At 45.3% G+C, this 19,502-nt stretch carries 15 protein-coding genes; 8 read left to right on the forward strand and 7 right to left on the reverse strand.

The genetic code is table 11. The annotated features are described in order from the left end of the window. Window positions 1-164: 164 nt before the first annotated feature. Window positions 165-1,079: an SDR family NAD(P)-dependent oxidoreductase gene (locus sps_RS10125; RefSeq protein ID WP_077752411.1), complete on the reverse strand. Its 915-nt coding sequence runs from the start codon at window positions 1,077-1,079 to the stop codon at window positions 165-167. 429 nt (window positions 1,080-1,508) lie between these two features. Here sps_RS10125 and sps_RS10130 point away from each other — a divergent pair, with 429 nt between their 5' ends. Then, window positions 1,509-2,381 (forward strand): 1,4-dihydroxy-2-naphthoate polyprenyltransferase, encoded by an 873-nt coding sequence (locus sps_RS10130; protein ID WP_077752412.1) that lies wholly within the window; start codon window positions 1,509-1,511, stop codon window positions 2,379-2,381. Window positions 2,382-2,445: 64 nt separating this feature from the next. Continuing rightward, the gene (locus sps_RS10135; RefSeq protein WP_077752413.1) at window positions 2,446-2,685 is read left to right on the forward strand and encodes a DUF3624 domain-containing protein; all 240 of its coding nucleotides are present in this window, start codon (window positions 2,446-2,448) and stop codon (window positions 2,683-2,685) included. Between the two features lie 76 nt (window positions 2,686-2,761). Here the strand turns inward: sps_RS10135 and sps_RS10140 are convergent, their stop codons facing one another. Continuing rightward, the gene (locus tag sps_RS10140) at window positions 2,762-4,138 is read right to left on the reverse strand and encodes a leucine-rich repeat-containing protein kinase family protein (RefSeq protein WP_077752414.1); all 1,377 of its coding nucleotides are present in this window, start codon (window positions 4,136-4,138) and stop codon (window positions 2,762-2,764) included. Between the two features lie 241 nt (window positions 4,139-4,379). Between sps_RS10140 and tpx the strand changes: the two genes are divergently transcribed. From tpx to sps_RS10160, 4 genes are all read left to right on the forward strand, one after another. Beyond that, entirely contained in the window at window positions 4,380-4,877 is a 498-nt protein-coding gene (tpx, locus tag sps_RS10145) for a thiol peroxidase (protein ID WP_077752415.1), read from the forward strand. A 3-nt stretch (window positions 4,878-4,880) separates the two neighbouring features. Continuing rightward, window positions 4,881-5,489: a peroxiredoxin gene (locus sps_RS10150; protein ID WP_077752416.1), complete on the forward strand. Its 609-nt coding sequence runs from the start codon at window positions 4,881-4,883 to the stop codon at window positions 5,487-5,489. A gap of 237 nt (window positions 5,490-5,726) precedes the next feature. Beyond that, window positions 5,727-8,015 carry a peptidase U32 family protein gene (locus sps_RS10155; protein WP_077752417.1) on the forward strand — a complete coding sequence of 763 codons (2,289 nt, stop codon included), beginning with the start codon at window positions 5,727-5,729 and terminating at the stop codon, window positions 8,013-8,015. Window positions 8,016-8,171: 156 nt separating this feature from the next. Next, window positions 8,172-8,942 carry a glutathione S-transferase gene (locus sps_RS10160; RefSeq protein WP_077752418.1) on the forward strand — a complete coding sequence of 257 codons (771 nt, stop codon included), beginning with the start codon at window positions 8,172-8,174 and terminating at the stop codon, window positions 8,940-8,942. Window positions 8,943-9,506: 564 nt separating this feature from the next. Here sps_RS10160 and sps_RS10165 read toward each other — a convergent pair. Continuing rightward, entirely contained in the window at window positions 9,507-9,806 is a 300-nt protein-coding gene (locus sps_RS10165; RefSeq protein ID WP_077752419.1) for a hypothetical protein, read from the reverse strand. A 277-nt stretch (window positions 9,807-10,083) separates the two neighbouring features. Here sps_RS10165 and sps_RS10170 point away from each other — a divergent pair, with 277 nt between their 5' ends. Then, window positions 10,084-11,118, forward strand: coding sequence for a formylglycine-generating enzyme family protein (locus tag sps_RS10170; RefSeq protein ID WP_077752420.1), 1,035 nt, complete (start codon window positions 10,084-10,086; stop codon window positions 11,116-11,118). A 943-nt stretch (window positions 11,119-12,061) separates the two neighbouring features. Here the strand turns inward: sps_RS10170 and sps_RS10180 are convergent. The 4 genes from sps_RS10180 to sps_RS10195 all read right to left on the reverse strand — a co-directional run bounded on the left by sps_RS10180 (window position 12,062) and on the right by sps_RS10195 (window position 17,121). Then, a complete protein-coding gene (locus tag sps_RS10180; RefSeq protein ID WP_077752422.1) occupies window positions 12,062-13,675 on the reverse strand; it encodes a LysM peptidoglycan-binding domain-containing protein in 1,614 nt (537 codons plus the stop codon). Window positions 13,676-13,689: 14 nt separating this feature from the next. Continuing rightward, on the reverse strand, window positions 13,690-14,316 hold the full coding sequence (locus sps_RS10185) for a DUF4123 domain-containing protein (protein ID WP_077752423.1): 627 nt from the start codon (window positions 14,314-14,316) through the stop codon (window positions 13,690-13,692). After that, window positions 14,295-16,400 (reverse strand): type VI secretion system Vgr family protein, encoded by a 2,106-nt coding sequence (locus sps_RS10190; protein WP_077752424.1) that lies wholly within the window; start codon window positions 16,398-16,400, stop codon window positions 14,295-14,297. The genes sps_RS10185 and sps_RS10190 overlap by 22 nt, the downstream gene beginning before the upstream one ends. A gap of 202 nt (window positions 16,401-16,602) precedes the next feature. Next, complete coding sequence (locus sps_RS10195) at window positions 16,603-17,121, reverse strand: Hcp family type VI secretion system effector (RefSeq protein WP_077752425.1); 519 nt, start codon at window positions 17,119-17,121, stop codon at window positions 16,603-16,605. Window positions 17,122-17,589: 468 nt separating this feature from the next. Between sps_RS10195 and sps_RS10200 the strand changes: the two genes are divergently transcribed. Further along, window positions 17,590-19,389 carry an RluA family pseudouridine synthase gene (locus sps_RS10200; RefSeq protein ID WP_077752426.1) on the forward strand — a complete coding sequence of 600 codons (1,800 nt, stop codon included), beginning with the start codon at window positions 17,590-17,592 and terminating at the stop codon, window positions 19,387-19,389. Window positions 19,390-19,502 lie beyond the last annotated feature (113 nt).

Consider the following 19,502-nt stretch of genomic DNA (forward strand, 5'->3'; position numbering starts at 1 on the left):
CAACAGCCATACAGCTTAACTCACATAATGGTCTTCAAGCCAGAGTTTTACTGAATCAGGAGGGTAATCTCCCCCTGATAACACAGGGGTTACACGACAGCTTATCTATAGGTACATCGCGCGTTTGAAACCTCACGCTCCATCAAGTCACTTAACCGCACTTATCACTCGATAGTGATATGACGCTCCCCTGCACCTCTCTTGGCCCAGGCAAGAACTTGGTCCTCACCACTTCGGTGTAAGTTGACAGGTTGTGCCTGATGGATCTGCTGCCAACTATTGTGTATGGCCTCTGGCTTACAAGAATCTGCAGGAAAATAACAGGACTTGAACTCGGTAAATTGTCCGTGACTGACACTTCCCGCTGCGGTAAGTAGATGCTGACCCGTAGGCGCTTCTGAACTACACAAGAACATCATGCTCGCCGTGATTGATGATTTAGAGAAAAGTGGCTTTACCGAAGACGCGAGGCGATTTTCTGTCATCGGAGTCAAGGCGTGAGGCGTTAAGGTGTTGACCTTGATATTACGATCTATTCCTTCGAGATAAAGGCTATTCACTAGACCTATCAAACCCATCTTGCTGGCACTGTATGAGGTTTCATGCATATCGCCATATAAACCACTGGCCCCACAACTCATTACGATCCTTCCATAGCCTTGCAGCTTCATCTGCGGCCATATTGCCTTGGCCATGTAGAAGCTGCCATTAAGATCGATATTTAACTGATGCTGCCACATATCGACAGTTAAATTATCAAAGTCACAAGGTGTATGTACCCCTGCATTATTGATTAAAATATCGATACGGCCCCAGCGCTCCAATATATCAACAACAGCCTGTTTCACTCCTTCTACGTCACTCACATCGAGATTAAAACGCATCGATTGTTCTCCCAGAGCGAGTACAGCCTTATGACTTCTGATTAATCCAGAGCTTGCAAGTCCTGCTTCTTGATCATGCTCACCCGAATCAATCAACGCCACCTTAGCACCACGTTCGGCTAAAGCCAGCGCATATGCTCGCCCTAAACCCGATCCTGCTCCCGTTATTACGGCCACCTGATTATCAAAACGCATCGATACCTTTCCTCAATGAATAGTCTCTAAATGTAGTTTAAACAAGGATAAAATAAGCATGTTAATCAGTACGATAGTCTTAAGCTAGACTAACAAGCCTCACTCATACTTTGAATATAAAAGCATATCTAACTCAGTAAATCTTTGAAGCAGATAACAAAATCAGATTCAATTTCCTATTGGCACGACTAAACCTTCCCTGCTTAAATCCAGCTGAAACTGAGTAATAAACATAGTTCTAGCTGATTATTTGATCATAGTATGTGTCCTACTTTTAATCCGAATTTAGTGCGAGTATTTGAATCTAATCACGTTCGATAAGGCGATCACAAACAGTGACTTCATCAAGGTCTAGAAACTTGTTATTATAGGGTATCAATAGCTAACGAACGTCTGCCGTCTTGATGTTCCCCCTTAAGAAATGAATAAATGAACCCTTGGATTTTGGCCGTAAGGCCACGGACATTACCAGCGGCTATCGGGCCTCTCTTGGTAGGAAATATACTGGCGTTAGAATTAGAACAATTCAGCATATTGATTGCCTGCACCTCTATGCTTTGCGCTATCTTGTTACAGGTTGCCACTAACTTAGCCAACGACTACTTTGACTTTAAGAGCGGTATCGATACCGAAGAGCGATTAGGACCAGTGCGTGTCACCCAAAGTGGCTTGCTTGCTCCAGAGAAAGTCCGTAATGCCATGACGCTCTGTCTAGTACTGGCAATTATTGTTGGCTCATACCTCATCTATCACGGTGGTTGGCCCATTGCCTTTTTGGCTTTAGCTGCAATTCTAGGTGCCCTTGGTTATAGCGGTGGTCCATATCCATTGGCATCCCACGGATTAGGTGAAGTTGCCGCTTTTGTCTTTTTTGGTTTAGTCGCTGTGGTCGGCAGTTACTTTCTGCAAGCGGGTGAAACCAACACTGCCGCCTGGATATTAGGCTGTGCAATTGGATTCTTAAATGCGGCAATAATGTTGGTCAATAACACTCGAGATATTGAAACTGACGCAAAAGCTGGCAAGAAAACCATCGCCGTTCGGCTGGGGATCGGTCAGGCAAGAGTCATCTATCAAGCCTTTGTTTACTTACCTTTCGCATTGATTATTGGTAGCTTTTTTCTTGGATTCTTACCTGGCGCCCCCGTACTGCTAGCAGGGCTCGCACTGATTATTGCACGTAAACTCAACAGTGATTTTAGCGTGACTTCAGGAGAGGCGTTAAACCCCTTACTCGGCCGTACCGCTAAGCTCACCATGATTTTCAGTGGCTTGTTTAGTGTAGGATTATTCTTCGTTTAAATTATGGACGAATATCTACTTGATAAGCGGCGTAATTTAAGCGCCGCTAAGCTTTGGAGTATCAATGGCCTGTAACGACTGTGAGTCATCAATTTTTAAGCAAAAACTTGGTCGTTGTAAAGCTTGTATGTGGCAACTGGCAATATTGTCAGTTATAGCCTGGCCCTTGTGGTGGTTTCTCTATAGCGAACGAGTTTCTCATGTTGAATCCATTGCACTGCTGTTTTTTTGTATCAGCTTCACCGGGCTTCTGCTGCTTCATCTTATCGTACTTAGCTATCGTTCACTTACTCGCAGAACTTAAAGGATAGAGCTTGAAGATAGAGCCTAAAAACAGTGCTCAGGTTCTCGATTTAAACTATTTTCTTAAACTTTCGACTTTAAAGCTGAACTTCACTCACTGGCTCTAAAACTACTAACTCTAGTTTGGCAAGAATCTCGAAAAAACGAGGTCGAAATGCAAACTCATTATGCAAACAGTCATCTCTTATTTGTAATAGCACAGACAAGAGCGCTTGCTTGCCTGATGTTATGGCTTCATCACTTAAGTGCTTCTCATCAACTAACAAGAGATCTTCCAATAGACAGCCAAAGGCTCTTACCTCTATGGCTTGCATCGCTTCTCTTTGCAATTGAGGCAGAACAGATAAATCCGACGAGGCACCAAAATCACCAAATAGCATATCGGCATCATCATTAATCATGGTGTTATGGGCATACAGATCCCCATGACTGACAGCTTGCTGGTGCAGGTGCGTCATCGTCGCCGCCATCTGTTGCAGAATTTTAGCAATTTGTGACACGTTAAATAGAGTCCCGGACGCAAAGGTATCTCGGGTACAAGTCACCAGCGATGGCGGTAAACCTAAGTTATAGAAACTCGGCGGGATCAATTCCATCACCAGCCCCAGATGCCCTTCCTCGTTTATCTGAGAGATAACGTTAATAAGGTTGGGATGCTCGCCCGCCTGTAAACAACAGGCTAGCTCATCGACAGGATAGCCATCACTGGTCACCTCCCCCTTAAACACTTTTACAGCCACAGCCTGGGAAGTAGCATGTAAACTAACGGGTTGATGTAGCCACTGACCTTTATAGATAACGCCCGATGCCCCTTCACCCAGTTTTTCACTAAGGATGATATCGGTCATCTTCACTTTAAGCATCTCAGGTACAGCTAAGGATATTTTATCCGTACAGTTAAGCTTATTACCATCAAATGCCAGCCAAGCAAGTTTTGGCAATTGCAGTAACCAGTCGGGGATATGAGTAAGCTGATTTGCAGATAAACGTACTAACTCGAGTTTCTTACAATTGGCCATCGACGCAGGTAGTGCAGAAAGGCTATTCCCCGCCAAGGCGAGTTTTTGTAGACGAGACAGCTGCCCCGTAGATTCAGGCAATATCTCGATTTGATTATCGGTTAAGATCAACCAGCGAGTCTGAACAGGCAAAGCGTTTTCATCGACTGTGCGGATCTTATTCGCCTTAAAACCTATCATCTCAAGCTTAGGACAATCGGCTAAAACCTTAGGCAAGCTTTCAAACTGATTATTTGAGAGAAACAAGATTCTAAGTTGTGTCAGAAGGCCCAAATCGTCGGGTAAGCTGGATAAGCAATTATTAGACAGATCCAGCACTTCCAAGGTGTCAGCTAAATCAAAGATCTCTTTTGGGAATTCAGTTAGGTTTTCGGCTAACTGTAAACGTACCGTCGATGTTAACTGTCCATTTTTAAGTGCTGCTAATGTTTGCAAACCTGATCACTCTACTTAATATTGAAAATAGCGCGACATGATATAGCATGTATCCATCTTGTGTGAGCGTTTTTTGAAAATGGATCTGATGGTTCATAATGGACTTTCCTTCTCCTTTAAGTATCAGCAGAATGTGTACTGGCCAGACCAATTAAAACTATCTTGAACTTTAACCATCACTTATATAACATGCGAAAAATATACATCACTGTATATTAAATAACTATTTGAGAGCTAAACCATGTCTATAACTTTCCAAGGATCTCCAGTCTCTGTTTCAGGCACACTCCCACAAACAAGACAAATTGCCCCAAACTTTACTCTTTGTGCTGCGGATCTCAGTGACATAACTTTAGAGAGCCTAAAAGGTCAAAAGGTTGTGTTAAATATCTTCCTAAGTATCGACACTCCTGTTTGTGCAAGCAGCGTTCGAACGTTTAACGAGAAAGCTTCTGCTTTAGATAATGTAACTGTTCTTTGCATTTCTGCAGATCTGCCGTTTGCAACTGACCGTTTCTGCGGTGCTGAAGGCATCGAAGGGGTGAAAACTGCTTCTTGCTTCCGCTCACCATCATTCACCGAAGACTACGGTGTCAACTTAAATCAGGGTGCCCTAAAAGGCCTAGCAACCCGCGCTGTTTTGGTGGTTAACGAGGAAGGCATTATCGTACACAGCGAGCTAGTCTCTGAGATCACTGAAGAACCAAACTACGAAGCAGCTATTGCAGCTCTAGGATAAGCAATGAAAAAAATAGCTCTATTAATATCTGCTCTTATTTCAACCAGTGTTTATGCACAGTTCGAAACAACGACAGAAAGCGCTAAATTTGGTCCAGGCCAAGTCGTCACACTTGAGAAAACAAACCAGTTTGATCTGATTGGTCATGCGGTTAAAGTTGGAGACTTGATGCCATCAGCTCAACTAATGACATCAGATCTTCAACCTTACGACACCAGTGCTGAAAGTAAAAAGATAAAAATTTACAGTGTATTAACTTCAGTCGACACACCTGTATGTGTACAACAAGCTATTGACCTTTCAGCGTATATAAAAGCACACGGTAACGAACACAAAGACATCGAGTTTTACGCGATCAGTGCTGATACGCCGTTTGCTCAGCAACGTTTCATCAAGGAACATTCGTTGTCGGGCGTAACCTACCTTTCGGATGCATCAGAGCATCAGTTTGGGCTTAAAACAGGCTCTCAGATCCAACAACTTGGTCTGTTAACTCGCAGTATTATCGTGACAGATATAAATAATAAAATTACTTATATTCAACGAGTACCTGAGCTTACAAGCATTCCAGACCTAGTAGCTGCAGTTAAGGTTGCTGACAAAAACCTGTAATTACCTGATATAAAAAGAGGCTGCGGCCTCTTTTTTCTTAACAGAACACATCAAAACTAATTCTATTTATCGACTTACCAGCCCTTCTCGAACTGACATCAATTTAGCCGCTCCCTCTTCAACCAGCATCGACTATGTTCTTTCGACTTAAGCCTAATGTATGGCAATGCTGGCGGGATGCGGGTAAAATCGCCCCTCAAAAAATGATAATCGATTAAATGAGTGAGTTAGTCTGAGATGAGTAGAAAAATAGAGTTGTTAGCGCCAGGCGGTGATGTTGAAGCAATAAAGGCCGCTATTGTTGCCGGTGCCAATGCCGTCTATTGCGGCTTAGATACCTTTAATGCCCGTAACCGTGCCGCTAACCTTTCCTTTGATGATCTCTGTGGCATCCTAAGGCTCGCTCACCAGTATGAATGTGAAGTGTTCCTGACTTTGAACGTGGTGATTTTGGAACATGAACTACCCGCACTATTTAAGTTACTGAATCAGTTAGTCAACACCAGTTTAGATGGCATCATAGTTCAAGATCTCGGTCTGTTTAATCTCGTTAAGAAGCACTTCCCGACCTTAGACATTCACGCATCGACTCAGTTAACCACTCATAATGAAGGCCAGATACACTTTCTTAGCAGAATAGGCGCTTCACGGGTCAACCTCTCACGAGAAATGAATTTACCTGAGATAAAAACACTAACAGCCCTGGCCCATGAACATGATATGTTGACCGAAGTGTTTGTTCATGGCTCTTTATGTATCGCTTTCTCGGGCCAATGTTATTCGAGCTCAGTCAGCGTCGGTAATTCAGGTAACCGAGGCCGCTGTAGTCAGGCTTGCCGAGATGAGTACGAAGAGACGGCTGCGGGCAATAAATATCCTTTGAATCTCAAAGATAACTCAGCGTATTTTGACCTGCCAGAATTAGTCGATGCTCAGGTTGATTCACTCAAAATTGAAGGTCGTATCAAGGGCGCACACTATGTTTATACCGTGGTAGATAGCTGGCGCAAACAGATCAACCAGTTCGTCGATACCGGCAAGTTACTTGAAGATGATACTAACCTCTACAAGGTATTTAACCGTGATTTTACCAACTCATTCTTGAAGGGTAACCTCACAAAAGACATGTTTATCGATAACCCTCGCGATAACAGTGTTAACCATGCGGTAGAAAAACAAAATGCTATCTCAGTGGTGCAAATCCAAGAAGTAAAACAAACACTCAGAGCCGATAAGAATGAGCTAGGGGCAAGCCTTGAAGATAAGATTCAGTACCTTAATATCGACAAGATGCTACTCACGTTAAACTTCAAAGGTCAGCTAGACCAGACCTTCGCTATTGAGGCAAGAGTTGAAACGGTTTCTAATCAAGTCGAACAAGCAAACCAGATCCAAACTTTCTCTGTTCAATCTGAGTCCATGCTACGAGCCTCAGATAAGTCTCCATTAGATAAAGAGGCGTTAGAGAAACGCTTCAGAAGCTTCAACAACGCTGATTATGTTATACAAAATTATGATTTCACTGAATTAGCTAGCGGTCTGAGTATTCCATTTAAAGAGCTAACGGCGCTTAAAAACAAGCTAGCGTTTCTGCTTAATAATTCGGTAGATGTGATAGCCCCGGTTGAACTCCCAAAACTTGAGCAGCATGCCAAGGTGCATGGAAAACAAGATGATAAGCCAAGCCTTTCACTGCTGATAAGTGATGAGCAAGATGCCCATCTTGGCGATATTACCGATGCCGATATCTACTTCAAGCTGCCAGAGAGCTTTAAGAAAAACTGCAATAAGTATATTGAGCTATTGAAGCGTAATCCAAGATTCATCCCTTGGTTCCCAGCAGTATTGATCGGCAAAGATTACCTCGAAGCAGTGAGAATTCTTGAAGAGGTTAAGCCCACACGTATCGTCAGCAATAACACAGGTGTTGCCTATAAGGCGTTTGAGATGGGCATCGAGTGGATTGCCGGCCCACTGTTAAATACCACCAACTCCTATGCCCTGCGAACCTTACAGGAAGACTTAAACTGCTCTGGTGCATTTATTTCTAACGAAATTAACCGTATGCAGATGAGAAACATTAAGCGTCCTGCAGGGTTCAAGTTGCTTTACAGCATCTATCATCCAATCTTAATGATGACTAGCCGTCAGTGTTTCTTCCAGCAGACCGTGGGCTGTAATAAACCGAGTATCGAAGATGGTTGCATGCTCAAATGTGAGAAAGCCACTACCATCACTAACGTCAAAGGGATCTCATTTGCCGTCGATAAGCAAAAAGGCGGTTACCCGAGCATCTACAACGATGAGCAATTCTTAAACTTAGATGTGATCAATGACTACTCTAACCTATTCGATCAGTTCTTTATCGACCTGACCGATATCGGCTCAGGCTCAAAAGCTAAACTGGATAAAACCCAACTTATTGCACACTTCGAAAATTTGCTCGAAGGCAGTGAAGACGCTAAGACTCAGCTAGATACTATGGTAACCGTGTCGACACATGCTCAGTACCGACAAGGTCTGTAACCGGTCCAAATTATATTTTATGAATAAAGTAGAAAGAGCAGCCTATCGGTGTTTTGAAATAGGCTGCTCTTTCTTTATAAGATAAGCTTGTTTCTTCATCGCCTCTGCACCTATACACTTATAATCGACCTAACGATTAAAGAGTCAATAAAACCCATGAACCAGCTCCCTTTACCAACCCTCTATTCACTGCAGCACTGCCCCTATGCCATGCGAGCCCGCTTAGGCTTGTTACTGGCTAAACAGAAAGTCATGCTAAAAGCCGTGGTCACCAAAAATAAACCCGAGGAAATGCTCGCCATTTCCCCCAAGGGCACAGTACCCGTGCTTATACTTGAACATGTGATTGAAGATCTCAGTGAATGTGAGGATGAGAGTCACGGTGTGGCTAGAGTGGTGACTAGAGTTGAGGCCGGAGTTGAAACTGGGATCGAAAGTGCAGACTATTCTCAACAAGTAAAAATCATCGATGAGAGTGTGGATATCATGCTGTGGGCGCTGAACATAAACGACCCGGATGATCTACTGTTAAGCCAGACACCCGATGCGCTGCCAAAGATGCTCAAATTAATCAGCTACAACGATAAGGTATTCAAGCCATTGCTCGAAGAATATAAAGATGCCAAACGCTATCATAAAGACACCGAATCCGAGTTACGTCAGCAGTGTGAAGGTTTTATACAAACTTTAGAGCTACGCCTGTCTCAACACACATACCTAATGGGCGACAGCCTAAGCTTGCTCGATTTTGCGCTACTGCCCTTCGTGCGTCAGTTTGCCCGAGTCGACCGCCATTGGTATTTACAATCCCCCTATCCGTTATTAAGACAGTGGTTAAAAGCCCACTTGGACAGCCCGCTATTTTCGCGAATGATGAAGAAATTCCCGCTCTATCTTGAGTCTGGAGAAGCGTATCCTTTTGGTTAAAAGAAAAGCTCTAGATAACCTGATTGATGTTCCGTGTAAACGACTGTTATAAGGCAACACATTATTAGCGCTAATAATATGTACTAATAAGATACCGCAAAACACATACCGACCAGCTAATGTAAGCTATTCCTATCAATTGATCGTCTGTAGAGGCATACTGATATAGTTATGCATTGACTTATAACTTGCATAAAGGCCATAGCGTATCTTCAGCCCTTAGGTTGGCTCAAACTAACTTTAGGTTTAAGAGTTTACCTCAAAAGGAAAGTATCATGAGTAAAGGTCAAGACAGTAAAAAAAATGTCAAAAAGAAACCGCTTTTAACAGCAAAAGAGAAGAAAGCAGCAAAGGCTGCGAAGAAAACCTCCAGCAATTCTCTAGCTCATTAAGCACTAGATGGTCATCAAAATTTTTCGATGGCCTTTCTTTTACTCGTCAAAAAAGCAACTAAAGAATCCATTCTTAATAGACTGCAAGTACCTAATCTTCTTACTAGAAACAGGAAACTTTCTTCAGAAGACCCCTTCATAAAATTTATTTTTCAGGGGAAAGCCGCATAAATCAGTCGATGACGGCCTTAGTCGCCTTCTTCATCACACTGTCACTTTTTTTCGGCTTAGCAATATCCACCGCTTTGCCCGCAACGCCCTCATCCGGTAACGCTTCATTCACTGCTTTAGTCGTAGCGTCTTTAGCCGTTTCGGCAGGAGAGCAACGACCCTTAACGCCAACAGTGGCATTTGCAACAGCACTTTTGGCTGCTTTCTCGGCAGTACAATCCGGATTAACAATCCCAGCACTGGCTAACTGAGAAATACTCAGCATTGCACCGACTAATACCCATCTACATACCTTGTCCATCACTGCACCTCGAATACAAAAATAAATTGAACCGAATATCATACTAGCACTGGGTCTTATACCACTCAACAAGAGGGTTTAATATAGAGGTCTCAAAACAAGATATCCGGCTCAAACTTTCATCAAGGTCAAGACCAAAACCAAAGTCGAAGCCGAAGCTATGTTCACTCGTCTGCCCTAATGCTTCCTAGCTGTATTAGAGAGAGATATTTGATTTATGTCTTTGGTAAATGACTGAATGAGTTTAAAATAACCAAAAATATTAAGGATGATACTCATGAGATTTTATCGGTTAAATTCATTGACTCTGGGCTTAATGACCACCTTCATACTGACAGCGTGTGGCACTGGTGATTTGAATCCTCTCCTCATCACCAGTAGCTCAGTGCCAGATAATGATATCAAGGCCATTTCAGCCAAAATAGAAGCCCGTTATCCCAAGATGGATAAACAGCTTAAGCTGCAAATATTAGATGTGGCGGTTAAATCCATGGAAGACATGGTGTGGATTGAAGGTGGCAGTTTCATGATGGGCGATATTCGAACCCCTTGTGACATTATCGATAAAGATCGCATGGACTGGACACCTGAAGCCAGTTGCTACAGCGACTTCATCTCCAGAAAAAATGGCGCAATTTATCAGCACAAGGTCACACTGGATAACTATTCATTGGCCAAATATGAAACAACTTATTATGGGGCCGATGCATATCGTTTAGCCCACGGTATAGAGCTGGACCGTGCCGAAGATCGTGTGTTGTATGAGGGATTAACTCAACGAATTAAAAATGACCCATCGAGAACCAAGCGCTGGCAAGAAGCCAAAAACTACTGCCTCTGGCTGGGCGATCTCACTGGCTACAAGTTTGACTTACCTACCGAAGCCCAGTGGGAATATGCGGCGCGCAACCGCGGTAAAAATATCTACTACGCCACCAACAATGGTTATAAACAGCGTGCTAATGACAGTTATTATGTTTCAGAGTTAGGCCGGCATGTCGACATCCTCCCCGAAGAAGTCAATTACGGCTCAGGATTTGACGAGGTTGGTAGCTGGCCGGCTAACCCCTTGGGTATTCACGACCTGTCCGGCAACATGGAGGAGTGGGTTAATGACTGGTTCTCGGCGGATTATTACCAACACTCACCAGAAGACAATCCTCAGGGGCCGGACACTGGCAGCGATAAAGTGGTCAGAGGAGGCCAAGGTTTGGTCGTCACGACTCGCGCCTTCGAGCCGATCGATAGTGAATATACTGCTACAAGAGGTTTTCGCTGCGCTGTGCAGCAAAGCCTCCCTGTGGTTGAATGATATTACCCTTTACACATAAAATGTATCTCCCGGCTGATATTCGTGTAGCTGGGCTATTTGCTCGCCGATTTGTTTTTTGTTAGGACTATTTCTATCACTCATCTCACTTCGACTACGCAATTGGTACACTTTAGGTAATTGAGGTGCGCTGCTGGCTTGAACATTGGCGCATCTTAGCGCAGCTAAGGCATCGAGCCAGACATTAAAGTCATGCTGTTGGTGTCTATCTAAGATGGCATTAATGCGGTTTAAGTTCGCAAATAAGGCTTTATCTCCCGATGCCTTAGTACCGCTGGCATTCATGCAGGCTAAGCTTTCTTCGAACTTACGCCAACTCTTGATGCTAGTGCTCAGCAAGAGATAGATGGCCTTTTCCTGTTGCTGCTCCCAGTTAAACCAAAAGGTCGTCACTAAAGTATTGAGCAGCAAACCAACAGTTTCCGGTGGTAACAAACGTGGAGGTATGCCGGCGTAATGTTCCTGATTAATTATCCGCTCGGCAACCCGCAAAGCCTCGGCTTCTTGATACTGTTGCGATTCCCAATTACGAACCCGATCACCCCACCAAGTCTCAATAGCAGTCGTTCCTGACATCACCGCTTGTTGCAAGTAGAGCTTGGGGTTCTGGACCAGTGCGTTTGTTTCATCCAGTACCTTTTGTGGCACAGCGAACGCATAGTAACTGGCACGTTGCAAATATTGGTACGCGTCTTTATTGATATTATCGAGCACGTGATAATCCACCACCTCGAGTGCGCCCCATATCACCTTGACCAGCTCCCAGAGTTTTTCAAAATCTACGGTAGTACCAAAGCCACCGCTGCCCCCAGGGCCCCAAACTAAGCGACCCGAGCAATAGAAATAAAATTGCCCCCTATCTAATGCCAGTTGAAACTCGCCGCCAATCCCGGCACCAAAGGAAATGTTGCCCTCGGCTTTAATTTCAGCCAGTGCACTGAAATTGGTGGTAGCAATATCTTCCGGTGACTGCCATTCGAGCGCACCTGCAACCTGACCGCCCGCTTGTACTCCAGCAAAACCTTCCGCTTTTACCCCGAGGCCACCTGTCGCATTGGTGGGGGCAAGCTGAGTATTGGCTGATAATAAAATCCCCCCCCGATGCCTGCTCTTGATTACTGAGTTTAGCTTCGCCATTGACAATCACTCCCGCAAAGCAGCTCAAGGTCACGCCGATTGAGGCGCGAAAGCAACCAAAGGAATAGAGTGCGGTTTGTTTGTTACTGTCGAGATAAGCCAAGGTTAAGGCGTAGCCTTTCTCATAGGGCATAAAATATTTGCCTTCCACCTTGCCTTCGGCCAAAGAGAAAGTGGCATCACCGCCGATACCAATATCCACCTTCCCTTCGCTGGGTTCAAAACTAGCCTTAACGCTGGCTTGAGCCGAAAATCGCAGTAACTGCGCTTCTGCGCTAACTGCAAAGCGGGTATCCCCATCCTCATTGACCCATAACTTTTTGGTGTCTTTCCACTCCTTCCATTTCCACCCGGGGTGTGCCCACTTCTTGATATTGCCTTCTAACTTACCCAACATGCCATTGCTTTTATCTTTGACCAGGCCCTCACGTATATCCTCAAACATCGCCTGCTGTATGCCAGCTACATCACGATTAGCTATCAACTGGCGTAATCGGGTCTGAGTTGGGTTTGTTCGCCAAGATGTCCTTTCACGCTCAAGAAACTCCGCGCGGATATACACTAATCGGTTTTCACTCACCAACATGATTTCGATGATGCCTCTCTGGCTAGGGCGGGAACCAAGCTGTCCACTCACGTTACCGAGGTTCTCGAAGTTAACGCCTTGCTTCACCGAGCTTTCCGGTGAAGGTTTACTGGGCACTTGCGCGATGAGTTTTTCTATCTCTGTATCGATACTCTTGAGTCGCTGGCTCCGCAGCGTTGCCATTGATGGCTCAGAGAAAAAGGGCACATAGTCAGCAAGCAACTGACGCGTACGCCGTAACTCGGTAATTTTTGCCACTAGGTACTGTTTATTTTGTGGCTGAATAGCTGAAGACTGGGTTGCCCCCTTACTTGACTCAACACCAATGGCCCCGGCGTGCACCGCTTTAGCGACCCAAGCCTGTTTTCGGCTCAGATGTTGTTCAACATCGGCTTCGCTGGCTTCTTTGTTATCGGGCGCTTTATCTAATACTGCTCGGTAATCTTCAATGAGCTTGTCCATAGTGGAAATTTCTTGCTTGAGCAAGGTCTGGGCATGCTCATCAAGGACGTAATAAGCATCAGGCTCACCACCAGTTAGAAATAATACATCGCAGGCATCCATCCCTTTACAAGCAGGTTTACCCATTACACAACCAGGCTCTACAGGACGCACTGGCTCAACCGGTTCAATGGTCAGCTCAGGCTCCGCCGGCTCAAAGGTGCTCGGCAGTGTTACGAGCTCGCCAGGATAAATGACGTCCGGGTTTAATTGATATTGCGGGTTTAACGCTAACAGCTCAGGAAAGGCAATATTTTGCTCGATGGCGATGCCTAATAGGGTATCGCCCTGTTTAACGGTATAGGTGGTAGTCATAATGAGTGGTTCCGTTATCCTGAATGTACAGTAGGTGAATGGGCAGTATTTTGCTGCCACTGGGTTAACACTTGCTGCATTGCCTCACCCTGTTGGGCTGTCATTGTCCAGCGGGTAACATCTGAGTGTTGAGAAGGTGAGGCGGCATTGGCCACAGAAGCGGATAACCATTGCTTGTCAAACCAGGTGAATGAGGTGATACCTTGAAAAAAATGTTGTTTATCTGCCTTGCTCATCACCATCATCAAAGGCAGCAGCATTCTGGGTTCATAAAACCTGAACAGGGCAAGGTTTTGGCCGCTATTAATGGTCAAGCATTCAGAGAGCAAGTCAGCTAACGCTTCAAAACTCAAGTCTGACTGAATAAAACAGCCAACAGGGAAACGCTGGCAAGCGGATTTAATACTGCTTGTGAGTTGTGTCCGCTCAGCAAGCTCAATCAATAGCGGTCCATCTTCGGCCAGTGATTGGTAAGGCGTATCAGAAAACAGGGGAATAGACCTTGCAGAAATGCCCTCTTCATACAACCATTGACTAATATCCGAACACAAAAGCGGCTCTATAATGGCGTATTGCGCACTGTCGATACGGGACACACTCTGCGTGATGTCAGCCTGAACTAAGTCGAGTGTATGCTGCATGCTTGCCCTCCATTGCAGTGGCAAAGTTCGGTGACTAACGCCCCCTTTTGCAATATCGCAGGGTAATCGAGTACCGTGACGCTTTCCATGCTGGCAGCAGCCAGCATCACCGCATCACCTTCTGGTAATATTGCAGCGTCGACATTACCAGGCAGCGAGGCCAGTGTCCCTGCATAACCACTGCCTGAGCCCGCGCTACCGCCTGAGTTTAAGTTGATTGCTGCACCAACTAAATGCACGCCCGCAGGGTCTATCTTAAGGAAGCTGCCACCGGCTTTAAGGGTGATTTCGGCGCCAGCTTCGATGATAATTTTTGTGCCCGCTTTAAGGTGCACTTCGGTGCCGGCTTCCAATATCGATTTTTTAGCCACTTTCTGCTGTAGACTGCCATCGATATTGAGGCTGACATCTTGCTTCACCACAGTGCGTCTCTCTCCCTCGACGGTAAGGTGGTCATTAGCCTTGATGCGGGTAAAGCGTTCATTTTCAATGTCCAGATGGGCATCGTGTTTGATGTTCGTACTCTGGTCGTTTTCAACTAAGGTATTCATGTCCTTCTGTGCATGAAGGTATATCTCTTCCTTGTCAGCCTCATCTTCAAAACGTAACTCGTTACTGCCTTCACCCTTATGGGTTTGGGTCTTCAGCACGGTACGGGTCTTATTAGCTGGCAGCGGATAAGGCACCTGATTAGTGCTGTGAAAAGTGCGACCTGTAATGATGGGTTGGTCTGGGTCGCCCTCTAAAAAACTGACAATGACTTCATGACCAATCCGGGGAATAGCCATCATGCCATATTGACCACCGGCCCAGCCTTGACTGACACGCACCCAGCAGCTGGAATTATCATCGCTATAGCCATAACGGTCCCAGGGAAATTGTACTTTTACACGGCCAAACTCATCACAAAAAATCTCTTCATCTTTGGGGCCGACCACTGTCGCACACTGGTCCCCACTGACCAAAGGTTTTGCATTAGGCTCTGCTTGCCAGGGCGCATTGCCGGGAATGGCGGTAAATGTGTTGCTATAGGTGGTGACGGCTTGAGTATTGGCCTCTTCCGCCGCCGCGCCTTGCTCACCTTTATGCTCAACCGAGACCATGAGCCAGTCACGGTTTAGCGCTGCATCTCCCTCTTTGTTTAAATCAGGGTGCTCCATCAGGTCAAACTTGCTGCCGCTGACGGCCTGCATGAGGTTGCTTTTACCGGCCGCGAGCTGTGCATCTCGGCGCAGGTATTCTTGCCGAACTTGTGTGAACGGTATACCACTCTCATCGTCTTTATAACGCCCGGGGTAATCGAAGTGTTCGTAATCTTGTCGCTGAAAACCCAATGCCTTACCCGTATTGGTTTGTAGGAAGCTGTATTGGGGCTTCTTGAAGCTGTTGTCTTTGAGCGTCACGCTGGCAGGCTTGATTTGGTGCTGGTAGCTAAATGAGCTAACAAATGGCACTTCTGCTGCGCCGCCATTGACCGCGTTGTAGGGAAATGGCACTTCTAAATGAGGTTGCTTAGTGGTGCTGTCACTGAACACCAGCGTGTGACTCTTCTCACTGTGCTGAAAGTAATAAAACAAGCCAACTTCTGCTGCTAAGCGGGAGATAAAGTCGAAATCAGTTTCCCGATACTGGACACAGTATTCACGCACCTGCGACTCAAATCTAGCATCACAACTGAACGCATAATCCTTAATCCCCATCTCAGTGAGGAGCGTCGCGATAATACTCAGCACGCTTTTTTGCTGGAAGATGCGACTATTTTGTCTGAGTTTGAGTCTGGATAGCGCCGGCACTAAGGTGATGTGGTATTGGGTATGATGATGGCCCGTATCAGCTTTACTGAATTGACTGACGATGCCGTGTACCTGACGTTGCAGCGAACCCGCTTGATACCAGGTGAGCAACCCCGTCTGGTCGACAATAGACTCAGGCGTCAAATCATCCAGTCGGCTCAGCAACGTGAGCTTGACCTCAAAGGGTGATGATAACCCCTCTTTAAAATCAAACGCTAACACCTCAAAGCTGTCATCACTCACACCTTCGGCGCTAAAGTGGTAACGCAATCCATTTCCAACAGCAATCATCGCAACATCCTAATGCAATTAAAGGGGGCTCCCCTTCCAAAGGACCAACAAAAGAAGGGGAGCGTGTCGAGCTGCAAACTATAGGAAGTTACAGGTCGACGGTGTTCAGCGCCATTTGAAAGGAGTCAAAACAACGTTGAACGTATTTGCCCTCAGGCTCAGGGTACCGAGCCTGAGGGCAAATAAGGGCTGAAGCTAAATCTTATGCTTCAATTGGCTTACGCCAGTCATCAGCACCTGATGTACCGGCAGTGACGTGATCCCAATCAATCTTGCGATAAGCCATAGATACAGTGAGTAGCTGAGTAAAGTCTGCTTTATTGCTGTCTTGGCAATGAGGCATATGACATTGAATGTCGATAATGGTGGCGCCTTCAAGCTTGGTGCTGAAGAAATGTTCCTGTTTACCCTCAACTGAAGTGCGGTACCACTTGAGTTCCACTTCTGAGATTTTCTCACCTGACGCCAGCGAGTTATACATCAAAGGCACCGCTTTATTGAGTGCCACAGTAAACTTAAATGGCTTGTGAATACGCTGACCAGAAGGCTGTCCTGATTGTGGATCTGTAGGCACCGTGACAACATGGTCAAATTGTTGAACCAGCATCTCATCTTCATGCCCTTCGACAAAAATGTCACCGACGGAGTCGGCAGTGAAAGCACCTGCAGTAATGTGTCCTTGGGTCTGTCCTTTGATGGAGATATAACATGGAGTTGGCATAGCTTATTCCTTTACTAACAATAAATTAACGAGTGTGTGTGGTGGCCACCCGCCAACAAAGCAAACACCATGCCAACTGCATAACCCGATGAATTTACAGAAATCAGGTAAATGGGGGATGTTGAGCTGGGCAAGATATGGCCCAGATTTGAGCAAGATCTTGCCCAGCGGGCAATAAATGGCCCAAGTTTTCTGGTGGGAATATGAAGTAAGGGATTTTAAAGTATGATGATTACAAATATATAAAGTCTTTAACTGCTGATTGAACTCCCTCAGCTTTCCACTTCCGAATGCAATTAAATAGAATAATCTGCTTTTCTTTAATGATCTCAGGCCATCTTAAGGTTAAAATCCCTCCATATTTTTCACCCTTATTTATCGTCCGCTTTATCGCACTGACTTCCTCATAAAATATGATGAAGCAAGTTTGCGCTTCACGGCTAAATCTTCATAACAATAGACAAGCAGATGCATTCCCCAGAACATTGTTTTACCTCATTTAAAGCGCCGACCTCTGAGTTTACTCTTCCGGAGCTTTTTACTTTTCCGTTTTATTATGAGCCCCACCCTCTGTGTTTGTTAGCAGCCAGTGAATTGCAGCAACACCTAGAAACCCAAACAGTGTGGCAGCATGACTTTGGTTTACGTGAAGCTGAAGACTCTGGTTTACGTGAAGCTAATGGTTCTGATTTAAATGAAGCTAATGGCTTTGGTTTAAATGAAGCTAAAGGCTCTAGTTTAAATGAAACTAAAGGCTCTGGCCTCAATGACGATGGGAGTGATGGCTTAGGCAAAATGTTCGGTGTGTTACTGGTAAAAAACCAGCAAGGTGAGCTTGGTTACCTATCAGCATTTTCCGGCAAGATAGCGGATAAAAATCTACTGCCAGGCTTTGTGCCTCCAGTATTTGATATGTTGGCCAAAGACGGCTTTTTTATTCCCGAGCAAGATAAGATAAACCTGATAAACGCTGAAATCACCGAACTTAAACGCAAGCCAGAGCTTGCTCGTTTACACTCTATGTTAGCCGATGAAACTCTGTTAGCTGAGCAACAGATAGCCGCCCATCGCGCATCTATGATTGAAAATCGTAAGCAAAGAAAGGCACAGCGTTTGGCGGGTGAATCCCTCGATGAAGATGCCCTTAAGCAACTCAGTATTCAGATGAGTAGAGAGAGCGTTCAAGATAAGAATCGATTAAAAGAGTTAACCAGCTATTGGGATGAACGACTCGCCAGTGCCAAGTCTGCACATGGGCAAGTTAATGATCGTCTCTTACGTTTAAAGCTAAAGCGTAAAACCATGTCTGCCGCCCTGCAGCAACGCCTGTTTGATGAATATTGCTTCCTGAACATAAAAGAAGAGCAAAGAAGTCTAGGTGATATCTTCAAAGACACCATACATAAGACTCCACCAGCGGGTTCGGGTGAATGCGCCGCGCCTAAGCTATTACACTATGCCTTTAAACATGGTCTGACACCTGTAGCCATGGCCGAATTTTGGTGGGGAGTCGCACCAAAGTCTGAGATAAGGCAACATAAGAACTTCTATGGTGCTTGTAAGGGGAAATGCCAACCGATATTAGGACATATGCTTGACGGTCTGCCTACCGATGAAAACCCTTTATTAACCAATCCTGCAGAGGGTAAACAGCTCGATATAATCTATCAGGATCGAGATATGTTAGTGATCAACAAGCCCGCAGAGTTCCTGTCTGTTCCCGGTAGAAACATAGATGATTCTGTGTATTCACGAATTAAACAGTTATATCCCGATGCAACAGGCCCGCTTATCGTCCATAGGCTGGATATGTCCACCTCTGGCTTAATGGTGATCGCCCTCAATAAAGAGGCCAACAAAAGCTTGCAGAAGCAATTTATTACTCGCACCGTCAAGAAGCGCTATGTAGCGTTATTAACGGGCGAGCTCAGCCAAGATGAAGGCATCATCAGCTTACCGCTTCGGGGAGACTTCGATGATCGCCCCAGACAACTGGTGTGTTTCGAACATGGCAAGCCGGCAGAAACAAAATGGCAGGTTATTTCTCGGCGCGATGGACTAACGAAAGTACATCTATACCCTAAGACTGGGCGCACTCACCAACTCAGAGTACACAGCGCCCACCCCCAAGGGCTTAACATGCCAATCGTCGGGGATGATCTATACGGTAAAAAGAGTGAACGATTACATCTCCATGCCGAGTTATTAGAGCTCAATCATCCAACGACACGTGAAGCCATGAGCTTCCGAGTTGATGCAGGCTTTTAATCGGCTTCGCCTCAACGGCTAGACTTGTACCGATTGGTATTATCACGCGCACAAAAAAGGCTTCCCGTGGAAGCCTTTTTACTCTTTGCTATAACTAGCAAGAAGATACAATA

It is taken from the genome of Shewanella psychrophila, assembly GCF_002005305.1.
In the GTDB taxonomy this organism is placed as follows: Bacteria; Pseudomonadota; Gammaproteobacteria; order Enterobacterales; family Shewanellaceae; genus Shewanella; species Shewanella psychrophila.